Raw genomic sequence first — 16,637 nt, forward strand, 5'->3', positions numbered from 1 at the left:
GTGCGTTCATCGGCGTGATCAGCGGAGCGCCCTAGGCAGCCGTACCCGGGGTGGACAGCTCCCGTTCCGCGCCGCCCTGGGCCACCGGCTCACCGGAGCCCTTGGCCGGCGTCGAGGACTGGGCGATGAACGCGCCGAGGAGGACGACGGCACCGCCCACGATCTGCGGCGCCGACAGGTGCTCGCCGAGCAGCACCCAGGCCAGGACCGTCGCGACGACCGCCTCCAGGCAGGCGACGACGCCCGCGACCTGCGGGGACAGCCGTCGTACGGACAGCACGCCGGTGATGTACGCGATAACCGTGGCGACCAGGACGATCCAGCCGAGCAGGGCGCAGGCCGGGACGGCGGTGCCGTTCATGTCCGCCGAGCCGGCCAGCACCGACCAGTCCATGCTCCAGGGGCGGGCCAGGACGGTCAGTACGGCGGCGCCCACGAGCAGGCCGTACGCGATGACGCCGAGCGGGTTCGGCGCCTGGTCGCCCGCCTCGGTGCCCTGGTCGGACAGGACGAAGTAGCCGACCTGGCAGCAGGCGGCGCCGAGCGCGAGCAGCAGGCCGAGCGCGTCGAGGCTCAGCCCCGACCACACCTCCACCACGCAGGCGAGACCGCCCGCCGCGAGGACCACGCCGAGCGCGGCGGCGCGCGACACCGGCCGCCGCTGCACGAACCTCACCCAGCCGAGCACGAGCGCGGGGGCCAGGTACTCGATGAGCAGCGCCACGCCGACGGGGATGCGGGAGAGCGCGGCGAAGTAGCAGGCCTGGGCACCGGCCACGGCGAGCAGTCCGAACCCGGCGAGCAGCGCGGGGCGGTGGCGCACCAGGGCGCGGTGCCGCACGGCGAACGGCAGCATCACCAGGGCCGCGCCCGCGACCCGCAGCCACACCACGTGGAGCGGGTCGAGTCCCGCCTCGATCAGCGGTTTGGCGGCCGGCCCGGCCCCGCCGAAGGTGAGCGCGGATGCGAGCGCGAGACCGAGCCCGACACCCTTGCCGCCGCTGCCCTGACTGCTCTCAGACGTATGCACCGGCACATGATGACAGGCGCTGACATGAGCGTCATCCCCGTTGACACCTGTCTCAGGGGATGGACCTCCGGAGGCCGGGAGGAGCGCCGGTGCGACCGTTCAGCAGGCCGACTCACCCCCCGCCGGCCTACTCCCCCGCGCGGGCCTCGATCCGGGCGCGGAGGTCGCTTGCGGGGATGCCGGCGCGCTCCAGGACCGCGACGGCGCGGGACTCCGGGTCCACCACCAGCGCGGCCAGCAGATCGGTGCCGCCCGCGCGGGTCTCGCCGCGCTGCCGGGCGCACCGGCGGGCGGCCTCCATGGCGGCGGCCGCGACGGGCGACCAGCCCCCGGTCTCCTTCGGTTCACCGCCGTACAGGGCGGGGTCCGGTACGACAGCGATCGCGCCGGAGTCCTCCACGCCGCTCTGCCAGCGCAGCCCGTAGCCGATGCTGCGCTGCACGAGGTAGCCGAACAGCCGGGCAAGCTGCGGGGCGTCCCCGACGGCGGCGCGGGCCTCGGGGTCGGACTCCAGAAGGGAGTGGAGCAGATGGGCAGTGTCGATCTGCCGGTCGCCGTCCCGCAGGGCCCTGCGGCGGGCGCCGGCGACCACGGCCGCCAGCTCGGCGCTGAGCCCGGCGTCGTCGTCCATGGGCAGGCCGCCCTGGTCATGGGCGGGCTGACGGGCTATACGGTGGTGCACACCCTCTACCCCATCAGCCCCAGCGGGCCGAGTCATCCTCGAGGGGAACCATTTTCGCGTCCCGCACAGAGTGGACATCACCGGTCGGAATCTCATCCTTACGGAGGAGATCAGGCCGCTCTCGGCCGCAGGACCGGCCCGGAGAACACAATTTCTGACGGTTCATCAGTATTGAATGTTCGAGGCCCTGAGGCTACGTTCCGCGACACCGAAGCCCGAAACGAAGGGGTGGTCGCATGGCCGAAGTCAGCGCCGAGGCACGCATCCAGGCACCGGCCGAGAAGGTGTGGACCCAGCTCACCGACTGGTCGGCGTACGGCGAGTGGAACGCGACCCACACCAGCTTCCCCAAGGGCGGGCCCGAGACCCTGGCGGTGGGCGGGACGTTCCAGGAGAACATGAAGCTGATGGGCTTCCCGGCGGAGGTCGACTGGACCATCGAGGAGCTGGAGCCGGCCCGGGTGTTCGCCATCCGCGGCAAGGGCCCGATGGCCGTCACCGTGGCCACCCGCTACACGCTCACCCCCGACGGCGACGCCACGACGGTCCGCATCGACGGCGAGTTCACCGGCGCCGCGGTGTCGCTGATGGCGGGCAAGCTCAAGGACTCGGCGACGGCCGCCCTGAACGAGTCGCTGCGCAAGCTGGGCGGACTGGTGGCCTGAGCCCGGGCACAGACGCGGAGACGGACACAGAGACGGGCACGGGAAGGCGCCCCGCGGAGTCTCCGCGGGGCGCCTTCCGTGGCCGTAGGCCTCAGTCCTCGTCGGCGAGGATGAGGTACAGCTTCTTGCGGGCGTCGTTGATGACGGCCAGCGCCTTCTCGCGCTGTTCCTTGGTGCCGGTGTTCCAGACCTGCCCGAAGGCCTGCATCAGACCGAAGCCGGCCTGCCGGATCTCACCGAGGGCCTCGAAGTCGACCCCGCGCGAGGCCTCCTCCCAGGGGGCCTCCGGGCCTTCCTCGGCGGCGCTGCGGCCGCTCTCGGTCAGGGCGAACAGCTTCTTGCCGCCCTCGCTCTCGCTGGCGATCAGACCCTCGTCCTCCAGCAGCTGGAGGGTGGGGTAGACCGAGCCGGGGCTGGGCTTCCACGCGCCGCCGCTGCGCTCGGCGATCTCCTGGATCATCTCGTAGCCGTGCATGGGCCGTTCCTTGAGCAGGGCCAGGATCGAGGCGCGCACGTCGCCGCGCCGCGCCCTTCCCCTCGGACCGCCCCGTCCTCGCGGCCCCCAGGGTCCCGGTCCGAAGCCGGGCCCGAATCCGGGACCACCCGGACCGAAGGGCCCGAAGGCACCCCGGCGTCCTTCGAATCCGCCGAACCCGCCCCGGCCGTCCTGACGATGTCCACGCTCAAAACCGTGGGTACGCATCACGATCACTCCATTCCATCGCTGATCAGTCACGTATCGATCGCGTTTCTTACGCGATGCCTCAACGATATATCGGTACCGAGGGCGTGGCAAGCCCCTTCGCGGGGATGGCTCCGGGATCGTCCCGGTGGGTCTCAGGCGTCCGCCCCGGCCGCCCGCAGCGGGCAGCCCGTTCCGACGCGGGACGTGAGATCGGCTCGCAGGGCCGCGAGTTCGGACATGCGGGTGTCGATGATGCGGATCTTGTCGGCGAGGAGTGCGGACAGCGCCTCGGCGCTGTCCGGGGCGTCGCGCAGGTCCGCGCCGTGCCGGGCGATCTCCGCGAGCGTGAAGCCGAGGGTCTGTGCGGTGCGGACGTAGTGCAGCCAGGTAACCGTCTCGGGCGGGAAGTCTCGGTAGCCGTTGGACAGGCGGCGGCCCTCGATCAGCCCGATCCGCTCGTAGAAGCGGACGGTGTCCTTGGACAGGCCCGCCTGTGCGGCCAGTTCTCCGATGCGCATGGCTCCCCCGCCGCTCCCCGGACTTGACCTTGGAGCGTACTCCGCTGTTTAGCGTGAGCAACGTCAGAGACGGACCCGCCCGAGGAGTTCTTCGTGAGCCTTTTCCCCGTCCCACTCCGCCCCGTCCCCCACCGCCCCGCCTATCTCCGCCTCGTACGGGCCAGCGGCTGGTACGACCTGCTCGTCACCGCCGGCTTCGCGACGCCGTGGACGTACACGCTGGTGCACGGCCTGCTGGCTCAGGCGGGTGACGCGGCCGGGCTGGGTGCCTTCCCGGCGCTCGACCCGATGCAGATCCTGTACGCCAACCTGATGGGCTCGGTCGTGGTCGTCTGGTCCGTCCTGCGGGTCGTACGACCGCTGCCGCTGCACGGGCTCCTGGACGGGGTCGCGCGTACGCTCTTCGCCCTGTGGCAGGCGTACGCACTGGCGCACGGCGGTCCGCGGGTGCTGTGGCCGTTCCTGGTCGTGGAGGTGGCGTTCGGCGTCGCCCAGCTCGCCCCGTGGGTCACGGCCGGCCGTGCCGCCGACGCGAAATCGGTCCAGGACTCGTGAATTGGCCTTGGTCCCACGGTTCCCGCGCCCCTAGCGTCGGGGCCATGCGCATCCGAATCGTCGACGCCTTCACCGACCGCCCCTTCGCCGGCAACCCGGCCGGAGTCCTGATCCTGGACGACGCCTTCCCGGGCGACGACTGGCTCCAGAAGATCGCTGTGGAGGTCAACCACGCCGAGACGGCGTTCGCGCACCGGCTGCCCGAGGGCGGCACAGCGGACTGGGCGCTGCGCTGGTTCACGCCCGTCACCGAGGTCGCGATGTGCGGGCACGCCACCCTCGCCACCGCCCATGTCCTGTACACCACCGGTGCCCACGAGGGACCGGTGCGGTTCGCCACCCGCAGCGGGGTGCTCATCGCCACGCCCGGTGCGGACGGCTCGATCACCCTGGACTTCCCGGCCGCCCCGCTCACCCCGGCCGAGATCCCGGCCGGGCTCGGCAAGGCGCTGGGCGCCGAGCCGGTCGGTGCCCACGACACCGGCCCCGACGTCGGCGACCTGCTGGTGGAACTGGCCGACGAGCGTACGGTCCGCGGGCTCGCCCCCGACTTCAGGGCCCTCGCGGCCCACTCCTCGCGCGGCATCATCGCCACCGCGCTCGCCGACGACCCGTCCCTCGGCTACGACTACGTGTCCCGCTGCTTCTTCCCGAACCTCGGCATCGACGAGGACCCGGTCACCGGCAGCGCGCACACCGCCCTCGCCCCGCACTGGTCCGCCCGCCTGGGCCGAAGCGACCTCACCGGTCTGCAGGCCTCCCGTCGCACCGGCCTGGTCCGCACCGGCCTGCGCGGCGACCGCACCCTGCTCACCGGCGCCGCGGTCACGGTCATCGAGGGCGAACTGCTCGCGTCCTAGGCCGTGGGCAGCCAGCCCACCTTGCCGGCGAGCAGGGCGTAGCCGACGAAGGCGCCGATGTCGAGCAGGGAGTGTGCGACGACCAGCGGGCCGACCCGGCCCCAGCGGCGGTAGAGCCAGACGAAGACCACGCCCATGACCATGTTGCCGATGAAGCCGCCGATGCCCTGGTAGAGGTGGTACGAGCCGCGCAGGACCGCGCTGGCCACCAGTGCGGTCCCCGGGGTCCAGCCCAACTGCCCCAGTCTGCGCAGCAGATAGCCGACGACGATGACCTCTTCGAGGATCGCGTTCTGCAGTGCGGACAGGATCAGCACCGGGTACTTCCACCACACGTCGGGCAGCGCCTCGGGTACCACGGTGAGGTTGAAGCCGAGGCCGCGGGCGGCCAGGTAGAAGGCGATGCCGGTACTTCCGATCACGGCCGCGACGCCCGCGCCCCGGCCGAGGTCGGGCCAGGGGCGGGTGCGGTCGAAGCCCAGCGTGCGCATGCTCTCGCCCTCGCGCAGCAGCAGGTGGGCGACCAGGGCCACGGGGACCAGCGCGCTGGCGATGCCGAAGAGCTGCCAGGCGAGGTCGAGCCAGGGACGGCCGGGCGCGGCCGAGGCGTTGAGGGTGGCCGCCTGCTCCCTGAGCCCGCCCGGTTTGGTGACCGACCCGACGAAGCTGATCAGCGCGGACACCCCGCTCGCGCCCAGCGAGAGCCCCAGGACGAGCAGCGTCTCGTCGCGGAGGATCCGCCGCGAGAACCGCTCCCGCGGGTACGCCTCGGCCACCGGGTCAGCCTCCACGTGCACTCCTGCCTTCGGTCCGGTCATGCGAGGTCACAGCATGCCGGATCGACCTATGGAGTGCGTGCCCGGGCAGGGCTTCCCCGGTGGACCGAGGGCGCTCAGCCGAGCGGCACCGGCTCGGGCAACCCGACGGGCCAGGTGTGCACCGGCTCCCCCGCGTGCATCAGGTCGGCATAGCGCCGGGTCGTCGCGGCGAGGGCCGCCTCACGGCCGAGTCCCTGTTCCAGGGCCCGGTGGAAGGTGGCCGCCTGCCAGGACGCCCCGTTGACCCGGCGCCGGCACCGCTCCTCGATGACGCCCAGGTAGAGGTCCCGGTCGGCTGCTTCCAGGCCCCACGCGTCCAGTCCCGCCGCGGCCAGCGGCAGCAGCTCGTCGCGGACCAGGGTGACCGCGTCCACCTCGCCGGTGCCGCCGTAGCGTCCCCGCCGCGGCCACACGAAGCGCGCGTCGATGCCGTACCGGCACGCCGCGTCGAAGTTGGCCTCGGCCACCGCGAAGGGAATCCGGGTCCACATCGGCCGGGACTCCTCGGCGAGGGCGCGCACCAGGCCGTAGTAGAAGGCCGCGTTGGCGATCACGTCGGTGACGGTCGGCCCGGCCGGCAGCACCCGGTTCTCCACGCGCAGGTGCGGCACGCCGTTCGCGATGTCGTAGACGGGCCGGTTCCAGCGGTAGATCGTGCCGTTGTGCAGGACGAGTTCGGCGAGCCGGGGTACGCCGCCGGCGTCCAGGACCTCCAGCGGCTCCTCGGCGTCGCAGATCGGCAGCAGGGGCGGAAAGAAGCGCAGGTTCTCCTCGAACAGGTCGTACACGGAGGAGATCCAGCGTTCGCCGAACCAGATGCGCGGCCGCACCCCCTGGGCCTGGAGTTCCGGCGGGCGGGTGTCGGTGGCCTGCAGGAACAGCGGCACCCGGGACTCGCGCCACAGCTCGTGTCCGAACAGGAAGGGCGAGTTGGCGCCGACGGCGATCTGCGCGGCCGACGCCACCTGCGCCGCGTTCCACACGTCGGCGAAGCGGGCCGGGGTGACCTGGAGGTGCAGCTGCACGGAGGTGCACGCGGCCTCGGGGGCGATGGACTTGGAGGTGCGGGTCAGGTGCTCCACCCCCTCGATGTCGAGGACGAAGTCCTCGCCGCGGGCGGCCACGATCTGGTCGTTGAGCAGGGTGTAACGATCCGCCTCGGAGAGGTTGGCGGAGACCACGTCGTCGGGCTCGAGCGTGGGCAGAATGCCGATCATCACGATTCCGGCGTCCACCTCACCGGCCTTCCGGTCGGCATACGCCAGGGAGGTGCGCAGTTCCTCGGCGAGCCGGTCGAATACGCGGCCGCCCAACCGGTGCGGGGCGATGTTCACCTCCAGGTTGAACCTGGCGAGTTCTGTTTGGAAATCGCGGCTCGCGATGCGCTCCAGCACCTGCCCGTTCAGCATTTTCGGCATGCCGTCGGGGCCGGCGAGATTCAACTCGATCTCCACACCCATGAGGTTCTTCGGGCGGTCGAACCGCTTCTCGACCAGCAGCCGCTCCAGTCCCGCCAGACACTTTTGGAGCTTTTCGCGGTAGCGCTGGCGATCGGACAGGTCGAACTGCCCCGCCACGACCTTCTCCCCCATCGAAGTGTCCCTCCTCGGATGGGCGGGCCGCAGATCCGGCCGCCGGGGTCCCGGGTCAGGTGGGATGATGCCCAGCCGAAGCGATCGATAACGTCCCGTGCGGACCCGAGGCCCGCTACTCTGTCGAATGTTCCCCGCGGCACATTCACGGGGCATGCCGCAGTACGCATCTTCGGGTTCCCAGCCCGCCTCGTGAAAAACGCCGACGACATTCGGCCGACCGCGATCGCGGTGTATTCCGAGGTCAGCAGCGCCATCCCGCACCGGAAATCGGGATGATTTACGCGAACCATCGGCTGAATGACCCCTTGCCGGGCCAACTGGAATCCGGTAGACGAAACATCGTCTGAACACGTGTCGTATAACCTTGCGAACAAGGCCTAAGGTTGGTGCCCGCGGTCCCGGTTCCCGTCGTGATTCCTGCCGCCGAAGTGACGGGCGGCAGGCCTCAGCCGCACCCTCGTTCACCGATCCGGGCCCCCACCTCTCAGGCCACCTGTGAGCAGACAGCGCCGTCCGCCCCACCCTCCCTCGCGCCGCCGCGCCTGTCGAACGAGAGGCGACCCACCATGCCGCTGCATGTCCCCCTTGCACCCGCGCCCGCCCTGCGCTCCGTCCTCACGGCCCTCGGTTCCCCCACCGCGGTCCGTGAGGCCCGAACTCCCTCCCTGCGTGCCGCGCAGGGTCCCGCGACGCCCGAACTGCCTCTTCCCGTGCACGTGTTGGACCGGATCACCGCGCAGGGGCTGTCCGCGACCCGGCTGGCTGGGTGGCGCTTCCTGATACGTTGCGGCGACCGCTCGGTGGCCGCGGCCGACACCATGCTCACCCCGGACGGCTGGGCCTTCTCGCACTTCTTCGAGGGCCCCTACATCGTCTCCACCGAGCGAGCCCTGCAGCAGGCCGAGGCGCTGCCGCAGCCGTACCAGCCGCGTCTGCTGTCCGTGCCCGGCCTGTACATGCTCACCCTGTGGCTGCACGGCGAGGTCGCCGCCGAGGCCGCCGAGGGTCATCCGGCCGCCACCGACCTGCTGATACCGCTGGCCCCGGCGCCGCCCGGCATCTCGGCGCACCGGCCCTGCCGGGTCGCCGAGCTGCTGCCGGTGCTGACCCATCGGGCGACTCCCGTCCCGCTGCTCGGCTCACCCGCCTGAACGACGCCCGCGTACCCCGCCGCCCGGAAGGGAAGCGGGGTACGACTGTTTTTGCCGGGATGTGAATACTTTTCCGGGGCTGCGGCGCCCCACGGGAATAGAATGCGCTCGTACGAGCAAATACCTGCTCCAACGAGCCGGAAAAGGCTCTCTTGCGTCCGGACTAGTCCTAACCGGCCACCCCGAACCACCCAAAGGGACAGTGCAGTTGGAATGAACCGTCCACGTGGGTGACGCGTCATGAACCTGTGAGAAGCGGTGCTGCGAAATCCCTGCGGAATGACGCCCAGAGGGCAACACTGGGTTCCGACCGACTATCACCACGGGGGACGAAGATGACCAAGACCGAGCGAGAGATCCCACCCATGTGCCAGCACCAGCCACCGTGTCCGCCAGCCGAGTCCGCCGACCGGGAGTCCGCCCGCCTCGTGGCGCACCACCCGGAGCAGGGGTGGAGCCTGCTGTGCAACGGCGTCCTGCTCTTCGAGGACACCGGTGAGCTGCTGCCCGACGGCCGTGTCATCGCCCCGCACCGCCCGCTCGGTGCGGAACAGGTGATGACCGCCGCCTGAGCAGCACCCCGGGCGGTCCGCCGCACCGCCCGGTGCCCCCAAGGGGCCGGCCGCACGCTCACGGTGCGCACCGGCCCCGACGTGTGTCCGGGGGTGGCTACGGTCCGTAGCCGAGCACTGCCGCAGCGCCTCCCTGTCTAGGTCGAGGCGGGAGAAGCGGCGGAGGTTGTCCTCCAGGGTGGTGGGATAGCCGTACTGTTCTTGGGCATGGTGCGACCTGTCTCTCGAAGGGTGTGCTCGGCCGGCGTGATCAGCCCTTGGTGGCCCCTGCGGTGAGGCCGCCGACGAGCTGGCGCTCGGCGACCGAGTAGAAGGCGAGGGCGGGGACCATCGCGAGCACGAGGTAGGCGAAGACGCGGGCGTAGTCCGAGGAGTACTGGCCCTGGAACTGCTGGACGCCGATGGGCAGGGTCCACCACTTGGAGTCGGTGAACACCAGCAGCGGCAGGAAGAAGTTGTTCCAGCTGCTGACGACGGCGAGGACGGAGACGGTGCCGAGCGCGGGCCGCGCCATGGGCAGCAGCACCCGCCAGAAGAACCCGAAGGAGCTGCAGCCGTCGAGGGTGGCCGCCTCCTCCAACTCGCCGGGGATGTCCCGGAAGAAGCCGCGCAGGATGATGATCGTCATCGGCAGTCCGAAGGCGGCCTGCGGAAGGATCACGCCCAGCGGGTTGTCCAGCAGGTCCAGATGGCGCAGCAGCAGGAACAGCGGCAGGGCGGCCACCGCGAAGGGGAACATCAGCCCCATCGTGAACACGGTGAACAGCACCTCCCGCCCGCGAAAGGCGAACCGGGCGAAGGAGAAGGCCGCGAGCGCGGACACGGCCACCACGAGCACGGTCGTGCCCACCGCGATCAGCGTGCTGTTGCCGACCAGCCGCCAGAAGTCGCCCGAGCCGAGGATGCCGCTGTAGTTCCCGGTCAGCCAGTGCTCGGGCAGTCCGAACGGGTTGCCGGACAGCTCGTCGGTGGACTTGAAGCCGGAGAGGACGGCGTACACCAGGGGTACGACCATCACCGCGCCGACGGCCACGAGCATCAGGTGCAGCGGCAGGGTGCGTGCGCTCTTCCGGGTCACGAGCCGTCTCCCCTCATCGTCGTGGTGGCCCCTTCGAGGTCGCGGCGGAGCACGAACCGCTGGTAGGCGAGGGCGAAGACGAGGCAGATGCCGAACATGACCACGCTGATCGCGCTGGCGTAGCCGACCTGGTAGCGCTTGAAGCCGAACTGGAACATGGTCACGGCCATCGTCTCGGAGTGGTGGTCGGGGCCGCCCTGGGTGACCACCCACACCAGGTCGAACAGCTGGATGGACCCGATGACGGACAGGAAGACGCTGATGCGCAGGGTGGGCGCGAGCAGCGGCAGGGTGACGTTGCGAAAGCGCTGCCAGGGGCCCGCGCCGTCGATCAGTGCCGCCTCGGTCAACTCGGCCGGAACGGCCTGGAGTCCGGCCAGGTAGAGCATCATGTGGAAGCCGAAGTACTTCCAGGTCATGACCAGGAACAGGGTAGCCATGACGTACGAGGGATCGGCGAACCACTCACCGCCCAGTCCGTCCAGGCCGATGCTGCCGAGGACATGGTCGGCGAGGCCGTCGTCCGGGGCGAAGACCATGCTGAACAGCACGCCGGTGATGGCCTCGGACAGGACGTACGGCGCGAAGAACAGCATCCGGTACACGGCCCGCCCGCGCAGCCGCTGGTTGAGAGCCACGGCCATGGCGAGCGCGAACGGCAGCTGCAGGACGAGGGACAGGACGACCAGGACCAGGCAGCGCCACAGGTCGCCCAGGAAGACCGGGTCCTGGAAGAGCCGGGTGAAGTTGTCCGTGCCCGTGTAGTCGGAGGGCATGCCGAAGCCGCCCCAGCGGAAGAAGGCGGCGTACAGCGCGAACAGCATGGGCAGCAGCACCAGCACGATGAACAGCACCAGCGCGGGGACCTGGAAGCCGACCGCGGTGAGCCAGTTCAGGGTGCGCCGCCGTGCCCGCCCCCGGGCCGAGGCGACGGCCGGGGGCGGGGCGACGTCGGGACCCGACCGCTTGTCCGGGAGGAAGGTGGAGGTCATCGCGGGCTACTGCTCTTCCTTCGCGGTCTTGGTGATCGACTGCGTGACCTGCTCGGGGGACTTGGAGCCGGCGATGAGCGCGGCGACGCTGTCGTTGACCTCCTGGCCGACGGCGGGGGCGTACGCCTGGTCGACGTAGAGCTGGAAGCCGGTGGCGCCCTTCAACTGCGCCTGTACGGCCTTGATGTTGGGGTCGGAGATGGCGCTCTCGGCGCCCGGGACCACCGGAAGGGTGCCGGTCTTCTTGACCAGTTCGGTGTCCGTGGTGGCCGAGGCGAAGAACTTCAGGAAGTCGACGGCCGCCTGCGGGGCACCCTTGCGCAGAGCGTGCCCGCCGCCACCGCCGAACACCTCGGTGATGGCGCCCTTCCCGCCCTCGACCTCGGGGAACGGGAAGAAGCCGAGGTTCGGGCCGAGGCCCTTGCCCGCGTCGGCCTCAACGACCGGGGCCCACTGGCCCATGAGTTCCATGGCCGCCTTGCCGTTGCCGACGGCGGCGGCCTGCCCGGTGGGCGTGGAGTAGGCCGCCCCGAGGAACCCCTTCTGGAACGGCTGGAGCTGGACCAGGTCCTTGAGGTGCTGCCCGGCCTCGACGAACCCGGACCCGGTGAAATCCTTGGCGTCGTCGGCCTTCTGCAGGGCGTCGACGCCGGCGGTGCGCATCGCCAGGTAGGCCCAGTAGTACATGCCGGGCCACTTCTCCTTGCCGGCGAGGGCGAGGGGGGTGATGCCCTTGGCCTTCAGCTTGCGTACGGCGTCGAGGAAGCCGCTCCAGGTGGTCGGGGGCGCGCTGATGCCGGCCTGCTTGAAGAGCGCCTTGTTGTACCAGAAGCCGATCATGCCGATGTCGAACGGGATGCCGTACAGCTTGTCGTCGAGGAGGTACGGCTGCCGGGCCACCGGCAGGAGTCCGTCGGCCCATGGCTTGGTGCGGTCGCTGAGGTCCTCGACCAGGCCGGCGTCGACCTGCTGCTTCAGCACGCCGCCGCCCCAGGTGTGGAAGATGTCCGGCAGCTTCCCGGAGGCGGTCAGTGCCGTCATCTTCGACTTGTAGGCGTCGTTCTCCAGCTGGACGATCTTCACCTTGACCTTGGGGTTCTGGGCCTCGAACTTCTTGGCGAGGCCGGCCCAGACGGTCTTGGTGGGCTCGGTGGTCGAGATGTTCCACCACTCGATCGTGGTCGTCCCCGAGGACGACCCTCCGTCCGAGTCGCCGCCGCAGCCGCTGAGTGCGGTCACACCGAGACCGGCGGCGACGGAGGCCGCCAGGAAGCCGCGGCGGGACAGTGCAGGGTCGCCCATCATGCGCTCCTTCGAAACTTTCGGAGTTGCTTCGGAGAGGTTCCCGACAAGAGGAAGCGGGGCCCACCGCATGCCGCCGGATCGTTCACCGCATCCCGGGTGGGCCGAAACATTCGCTCAGATTCCCGAACGTTCCGAACCGCGACTCTAGGAAGGCGCGTTGAGAGCGTCAAGATGTCGTGCAGCAGGTCGCGGACTCGTAGTCGAATCAGCCGAAGGCCGCGCTCCCCTCGGTGACGTACATGCCGAGGACACCTCCGGTGAAGCCACGGGCCACCTCGGTGGAGATATAGCGGCCGTCGAGTTCGGCCAGTCGAACGATCCCCTCGGAAGTTTCGATCGAGAAAGCGATGCTGTCGGGTCCGCTCATCAGTGTGGGCGCCCGGGTCGCGCGGATGTCCAGGGCCAGGGTGACCGGGCCCGCGGGCACCGGTCGGGCGGCGATCCGCTGCCGCACCGGCCCGATCCGTACGACCACGGCGACTTCGCCTCCGCCCACTTCGAGGTCGTAGTGATGGGCCTCGTCCAGCCGGACGGACAGCCCCGAGCGCGACGCCGGTCCGGGGTCGAGCAGGACGGCGGCCCGGCAGTCGGGGTGCCGCTGGCGGCGGCCGACGAAGGTGTGTCCAGGCCGGTCGAGGCTGTCTCCGGTGGCCGTCAGAGTCAGCCGGCCGGGCCGCTCGGTCAGGGACCAGCAGCCGTCGGGCCGGCGGCGCGGGGAGATCCAGTGCGGTGCGAGGGTCCGTTCGGTCAAGTCGTCCCGGACGGGCGGCGGTTGAAGGGGCGCCCAGGCGGCCGGTGCCGGATGCCGTTCCCGCACCGGCCCCATCCGGGGCCAGCCGTCCACCCACTCCACCGGCACCAGGAAGGTCTCCCGGCCCAGGACGTGGAACTCCGGGAAGCAGCCGCGCGGCCGGGTGCCAAGCAGCACCATCCACCAACTGCCGTCGGCCGCTTGGACCAGGTCGGCGTGGCCGGTGCACTGGACGGGCAGGCCGGTGCCGCGGTGGGACAGCAGCGGATTGCCGGGCGCCCGTTCCCAGGGGCCGCGCGGGGAGCGGGCGCGGGCGGCCGAGACGCCGTGGCCGAGCGCGGTGCCGCCCACGGCGAGCAGCAGGTACCACCAGTCGCCTATCCGGTACAGGTGCGGCGCCTCGCCTCGGGGTCCCGCAGACCGGTGCCGGACCACATCGGCAGCGGCCCTTCGAGCACCTTCCCGGTCTGCGGATCGATGCGAGCCACGGTGACCCCGGCCATCGCGCACCAGCACTCCCCGTCCTCGTCCCAGGCGAGGTCGGGGTCGTTGCCGGGCAGGTCGATCCAGACCGGGTCCGAGCAGGGGCCCTCGGGGCGTTCGGCGGTGACGAGGAAGGTTCCGCCGGCGCCGACGCAGGTGGTGACGACGTGGAAGAGGCCGTCGTGGTGCCGGATGGTCGGCGCATAGACACCGCCGGAGGCCGGCACGTCGTCGGGCACCACCAACTGCCCGGGCCGGTCGAGGACGTTGCCGATCTGACGCCAGTGCACCAGGTCCCGGCTGTGGAACAGCGGAAGACCGGGGAAGTACTCGAAGCTGGAGCACACCAGGTAGTAGTCGTCCCCCACGCGGCACACGCTCGGGTCGGGATGGAAACCGGGGAGGACGGGGTTGTCGTACGTCCGCATGTACGCCTCACAGGTGATCGAAAGTTTCGGACCTGGCGGCGATTCTTACTGGGACCCTACAGTGGGGCTCAGGCGGACGGAGCAACTGCAAGGCCCGGGCGGGCCGGCCGGCGAGGGAGGGAGGACCGGCCCGCCCGGGAGTCCGGTGCGCGGCACTGTGCCGTCGGACGAGCCGGCGTCAGATGTCGGACGCGGTGGTCTCAGACGCCCACGTCGCGGCTGCGCAGGTCGGCGAGCGACTCGCGGCGGACCAGCAGGCGGGCCCGGCCGGCGGGTACGGCGACCACGGGCGGGCGGCCGACCAGGTTGTAGGCGGAGGCCATGGACAGCTGGTAGGCGTCGGCCGCGGGTACGGCGAGCAGGTCGCCGGGGCGTACGTCGGTGGGGAGTTCGGCCTCGGCGGGGACATCACCGGCCTCGCAGCGCCGGCCCACGACGGTCACCGGGGTCAGGGGCGCCGTGGCGGGCCGCCCGATCAGCCGGGGTGCGTAGCGGACGCCGTACAGGGCGGGCCGCGGGTTGTCGCTCATGCCGCCGTCGACCGCCACGAAGGTGTGGTCGCCGGTGCGTTTGACGGCGAGGACGTGGTGGACGGCGATGCCCGCCGGGCCGGCGATCGCCCGGCCGGGTTCGATGATCGGACGGGGCACCGGCAGGCCGGCCGCCGCGCAGGACGCGGCGAGTTCGGCGCGGACCCGGCGGGCCAGGACGGCCGGGGTGCGTTCGGAAGGCTCCGGGTCGTCGCCGCAGACGAGTTCGGGCATGGGGTGCCTCCTGGGAGGAACGTGGTGGCCTTGAGCGCCCCGGACGCGGGGAGGCGGACCGGGGCTGCCCCGACGCTATGCCCGGCCGGGCCGGTGATCCGATCCCTCATGACGCGACGCTGACGGCGAACGGGCCGACACTGACGGGTTGCTGACGGACGCGGTCACCGGACGTGCCGGAGCCGTCAGGAACCTGCCAGAAATTGCTCCCGTCGGCTGGTCGAATCGCCTGTACGGGAGTGGGATGGAGGAGAAGCCCTGTACGCGGGCCCACCCGCGGGGGTTACCCGCGGGCATGCGTGAGGAACGGTGGAGCCATGTCCGGTTACGACGCCTCGGCGGCCGCCCGCGTGGTGGTCGGGGTGAGCGGTTCCCTGGGCAGCGTCACGGCCCTGCGCCGGGCCGCGGCGCTGGCCCGGCGACTGGGTGCGGAGCTTTGGCCGGTGCTGGCCTGGGAGCCGCCCGGCGGCGATCCCGCCGCGCGCCGCTCCCCCGCCGCCGGTCTGCTGGTCGAGGAGTGGCAGCGGCTGGCCAAGCAACGGCTGGCCTCCGTGCTCGAGGAGATCTTCGGGGAGGACGGGCCGGGGGTGCCGATGCACGCCGTGATCGTCCGTGGCGCTCCGGGCAGGGCGCTGGTGGCGACCGCCGACCGCGACGACGACGTACTGGTCGTGGGCGCCGGCCGGCGCGGCCTGCAGCGCGCCTTCTCGGGCCGCGTCACCCGGCACTGCCTCGCACACGCCGACTGCCCGGTCCTCGCGGTACCGCCGTCGCCGCTGGAGTCCGACCTGGTGTCCGTCCACCGCCGCAACGCCTGGCATCTGCGCATGGACACCCGGGGCCTGTGAGGGCGCTGCGCACGCGTCAATGGGCGCGTCAGGACACACCGCCGGGCCGTCAGGGTCCCGTCAACATCCGGCACGGCCCTGCCCCACCAGGCTCTCCGCTCCCTACCGTCGAACTCATGGAGCACCGCGACGACACCCGCTCCGAGGTGACGGTCCCGCACCCGCACGGCACCGGTGCCGTGGTGTACGACCGCCAGTGGACCTCGGACCTGTACAGCTCGGCCCGCTGCGCGGCCGTACTGCTGGGCATGCTGCTGCTCGTCGACCTGGCGGCCGGCACCCTCACCTGGTGGCGCTCGGCCCTGTGGATCTCCCTGGCCCTGCTCCTGTTCCTCGTCCTCTTCCCCGCCCGCGTCTCGGCCGGCGAGGGCTGGCTGGCCTCCCGCCGTCTGCTGCGCACCCGCCGGGTCCGCACCGACCGGCTGGTCGCGGTACGCCCGCTGGACGGCGTCGCGAAGCGCCTGGTCCTGCGCGACACCCTCGGCGCCCGCGTCGAGATCGACCCCGCGGTGCTCCTGCGCAATCCCGACCTCTGGCTCCGCCTGACCGAGGCGGCCCACACCTCGGAGACCTCCGGCACCCTCCGCTCCGGCACGACGGCCCTGCACCAGCTGGCCGAACGCATCGACCGGGAGACGGCACTGACGGTGTTCAGGGCGTCGGGTCTGGAGTAGCCGAGGCGTCGAGGGGTGCCGGCCCACCGCAGGTACGCCCGCTCGTTGCGGCTGCGCTTCCGCTGTCCGCCGGGCAGCATGGAGTGTGTCGTACGAGATGACGCTGGGTGTCCGACCAGGAGTTCACGGCCGCCCCTCCCCCATACGGTGCAACGCGTGCCGTCGGCCTGCGGGCCTCCATTT

The 16,637-nt window shown here is 71.3% G+C and carries 16 protein-coding genes and 2 pseudogenes; 7 read left to right on the top strand and 11 right to left on the bottom strand.

Annotated elements, in window-relative coordinates; all coding sequences use genetic code 11:
• Window positions 1–31 precede the first annotated feature (31 nt).
• Both ACFYZZ_RS37950 and ACFYZZ_RS37955 read right to left on the bottom strand, forming a co-directional pair.
• Complete coding sequence (locus tag ACFYZZ_RS37950; RefSeq protein ID WP_389186345.1) at window positions 32–1,036, bottom strand: DMT family transporter; 1,005 nt, start codon at window positions 1,034–1,036, stop codon at window positions 32–34.
• 121 nt (window positions 1,037–1,157) lie between these two features.
• Window positions 1,158–1,712 (bottom strand): Clp protease N-terminal domain-containing protein, encoded by a 555-nt coding sequence (locus tag ACFYZZ_RS37955; protein WP_389186348.1) that lies wholly within the window; start codon window positions 1,710–1,712, stop codon window positions 1,158–1,160.
• Between the two features lie 236 nt (window positions 1,713–1,948).
• Between ACFYZZ_RS37955 and ACFYZZ_RS37960 the strand changes: the two genes are divergently transcribed.
• Window positions 1,949–2,377: an SRPBCC family protein gene (locus ACFYZZ_RS37960; protein ID WP_101417065.1), complete on the top strand. Its 429-nt coding sequence runs from the start codon at window positions 1,949–1,951 to the stop codon at window positions 2,375–2,377.
• 91 nt (window positions 2,378–2,468) lie between these two features.
• Here the strand turns inward: ACFYZZ_RS37960 and ACFYZZ_RS37965 are convergent, their stop codons facing one another.
• On the bottom strand, window positions 2,469–3,080 hold the full coding sequence (locus ACFYZZ_RS37965) for a PadR family transcriptional regulator (protein WP_389186446.1): 612 nt from the start codon (window positions 3,078–3,080) through the stop codon (window positions 2,469–2,471).
• Window positions 3,081–3,214: 134 nt separating this feature from the next.
• Complete coding sequence (locus ACFYZZ_RS37970) at window positions 3,215–3,580, bottom strand: MerR family transcriptional regulator (RefSeq protein WP_386579681.1); 366 nt, start codon at window positions 3,578–3,580, stop codon at window positions 3,215–3,217.
• Between the two features lie 93 nt (window positions 3,581–3,673).
• On the opposite strand from ACFYZZ_RS37970, the gene ACFYZZ_RS37975 reads away from it, so the two are divergent.
• Together ACFYZZ_RS37975 and ACFYZZ_RS37980 are read left to right on the top strand one after the other, a co-directional pair.
• Window positions 3,674–4,135 carry a hypothetical protein gene (locus tag ACFYZZ_RS37975; RefSeq protein WP_389186351.1) on the top strand — a complete coding sequence of 154 codons (462 nt, stop codon included), beginning with the start codon at window positions 3,674–3,676 and terminating at the stop codon, window positions 4,133–4,135.
• A 44-nt stretch (window positions 4,136–4,179) separates the two neighbouring features.
• On the top strand, window positions 4,180–4,995 hold the full coding sequence (locus tag ACFYZZ_RS37980) for a PhzF family phenazine biosynthesis protein (protein WP_389186354.1): 816 nt from the start codon (window positions 4,180–4,182) through the stop codon (window positions 4,993–4,995).
• Here ACFYZZ_RS37980 and ACFYZZ_RS37985 read toward each other — a convergent pair.
• Together ACFYZZ_RS37985 and ACFYZZ_RS37990 are read right to left on the bottom strand one after the other, a co-directional pair.
• Entirely contained in the window at window positions 4,992–5,792 is an 801-nt protein-coding gene (locus ACFYZZ_RS37985; RefSeq protein WP_389186449.1) for a CPBP family intramembrane glutamic endopeptidase, read from the bottom strand. The genes ACFYZZ_RS37980 and ACFYZZ_RS37985 overlap by 4 nt on opposite strands.
• 95 nt (window positions 5,793–5,887) lie before the next feature.
• Window positions 5,888–7,405, bottom strand: a complete 1,518-nt coding sequence (locus ACFYZZ_RS37990) for a glutamate--cysteine ligase (RefSeq protein ID WP_389186356.1) — start codon at window positions 7,403–7,405, stop codon at window positions 5,888–5,890.
• Window positions 7,406–7,974: 569 nt separating this feature from the next.
• Between ACFYZZ_RS37990 and ACFYZZ_RS37995 the strand changes: the two genes are divergently transcribed.
• Window positions 7,975–8,559 carry a hypothetical protein gene (locus ACFYZZ_RS37995; RefSeq protein WP_389186358.1) on the top strand — a complete coding sequence of 195 codons (585 nt, stop codon included), beginning with the start codon at window positions 7,975–7,977 and terminating at the stop codon, window positions 8,557–8,559.
• A 365-nt stretch (window positions 8,560–8,924) separates the two neighbouring features.
• Window positions 8,925–9,131, top strand: coding sequence for a DUF5999 family protein (locus tag ACFYZZ_RS38000; RefSeq protein ID WP_041665012.1), 207 nt, complete (start codon window positions 8,925–8,927; stop codon window positions 9,129–9,131).
• 250 nt (window positions 9,132–9,381) lie between these two features.
• Here ACFYZZ_RS38000 and ACFYZZ_RS38005 read toward each other — a convergent pair whose 3' ends face one another.
• From ACFYZZ_RS38005 to ACFYZZ_RS38025, 5 genes and pseudogenes are all read right to left on the bottom strand, one after another.
• On the bottom strand, window positions 9,382–10,170 hold the full coding sequence (locus ACFYZZ_RS38005; protein ID WP_389186452.1) for a carbohydrate ABC transporter permease: 789 nt from the start codon (window positions 10,168–10,170) through the stop codon (window positions 9,382–9,384).
• A gap of 35 nt (window positions 10,171–10,205) precedes the next feature.
• Window positions 10,206–11,201 carry a carbohydrate ABC transporter permease gene (locus tag ACFYZZ_RS38010; RefSeq protein WP_389186361.1) on the bottom strand — a complete coding sequence of 332 codons (996 nt, stop codon included), beginning with the start codon at window positions 11,199–11,201 and terminating at the stop codon, window positions 10,206–10,208.
• Between the two features lie 6 nt (window positions 11,202–11,207).
• Window positions 11,208–12,503 (bottom strand): extracellular solute-binding protein, encoded by a 1,296-nt coding sequence (locus ACFYZZ_RS38015; RefSeq protein ID WP_389186364.1) that lies wholly within the window; start codon window positions 12,501–12,503, stop codon window positions 11,208–11,210.
• A 208-nt stretch (window positions 12,504–12,711) separates the two neighbouring features.
• Window positions 12,712–14,168: pseudogene (locus tag ACFYZZ_RS38020) on the bottom strand (glycoside hydrolase family 43 protein).
• A 200-nt stretch (window positions 14,169–14,368) separates the two neighbouring features.
• A pseudogene (locus ACFYZZ_RS38025) lies at window positions 14,369–14,881 on the bottom strand (diaminopimelate decarboxylase family protein); the annotation flags it as partial.
• A 368-nt stretch (window positions 14,882–15,249) separates the two neighbouring features.
• Between ACFYZZ_RS38025 and ACFYZZ_RS38030 the strand changes: the two are divergent.
• Together ACFYZZ_RS38030 and ACFYZZ_RS38035 are read left to right on the top strand one after the other, a co-directional pair.
• Window positions 15,250–15,780, top strand: a complete 531-nt coding sequence (locus ACFYZZ_RS38030) for a universal stress protein (RefSeq protein WP_389186366.1) — start codon at window positions 15,250–15,252, stop codon at window positions 15,778–15,780.
• A 116-nt stretch (window positions 15,781–15,896) separates the two neighbouring features.
• Window positions 15,897–16,454, top strand: a complete 558-nt coding sequence (locus tag ACFYZZ_RS38035; RefSeq protein WP_389186369.1) for a hypothetical protein — start codon at window positions 15,897–15,899, stop codon at window positions 16,452–16,454.
• Window positions 16,455–16,637: the final 183 nt, after the last annotated feature.

Origin of the sequence: Streptomyces sp. NPDC001816, assembly GCF_042892235.1 — a bacterium.
Classification (GTDB): domain Bacteria; phylum Actinomycetota; class Actinomycetes; order Streptomycetales; family Streptomycetaceae; genus Streptomyces.

Coding starts and splice junctions, on each gene's coding strand:
- ACFYZZ_RS37960 (WP_101417065.1), top strand. CDS start 1,949: ATGGCCGAAGTCAGCGCCGAGGCACGCATCCAGGCACCGGCCGAGAAG.
- ACFYZZ_RS37965 (WP_389186446.1), bottom strand. CDS start 3,080: ATGCGTACCCACGGTTTTGAGCGTGGACATCGTCAGGACGGCCGGGGC.
- ACFYZZ_RS37970 (WP_386579681.1), bottom strand. CDS start 3,580: ATGCGCATCGGAGAACTGGCCGCACAGGCGGGCCTGTCCAAGGACACC.
- ACFYZZ_RS37980 (WP_389186354.1), top strand. CDS start 4,180: ATGCGCATCCGAATCGTCGACGCCTTCACCGACCGCCCCTTCGCCGGC.
- ACFYZZ_RS37990 (WP_389186356.1), bottom strand. CDS start 7,405: ATGGGGGAGAAGGTCGTGGCGGGGCAGTTCGACCTGTCCGATCGCCAG.
- ACFYZZ_RS37995 (WP_389186358.1), top strand. CDS start 7,975: ATGCCGCTGCATGTCCCCCTTGCACCCGCGCCCGCCCTGCGCTCCGTC.
- ACFYZZ_RS38000 (WP_041665012.1), top strand. CDS start 8,925: ATGTGCCAGCACCAGCCACCGTGTCCGCCAGCCGAGTCCGCCGACCGG.
- ACFYZZ_RS38005 (WP_389186452.1), bottom strand. CDS start 10,170: ATGCTCGTGGCCGTCGGCGCGGTGATGGTCGTACCCCTGGTGTACGCC.
- ACFYZZ_RS38010 (WP_389186361.1), bottom strand. CDS start 11,201: ATGACCTCCACCTTCCTCCCGGACAAGCGGTCGGGTCCCGACGTCGCC.
- ACFYZZ_RS38015 (WP_389186364.1), bottom strand. CDS start 12,503: ATGGGCGACCCTGCACTGTCCCGCCGCGGCTTCCTGGCGGCCTCCGTC.
- ACFYZZ_RS38030 (WP_389186366.1), top strand. CDS start 15,250: ATGTCCGGTTACGACGCCTCGGCGGCCGCCCGCGTGGTGGTCGGGGTG.
- ACFYZZ_RS38035 (WP_389186369.1), top strand. CDS start 15,897: ATGGAGCACCGCGACGACACCCGCTCCGAGGTGACGGTCCCGCACCCG.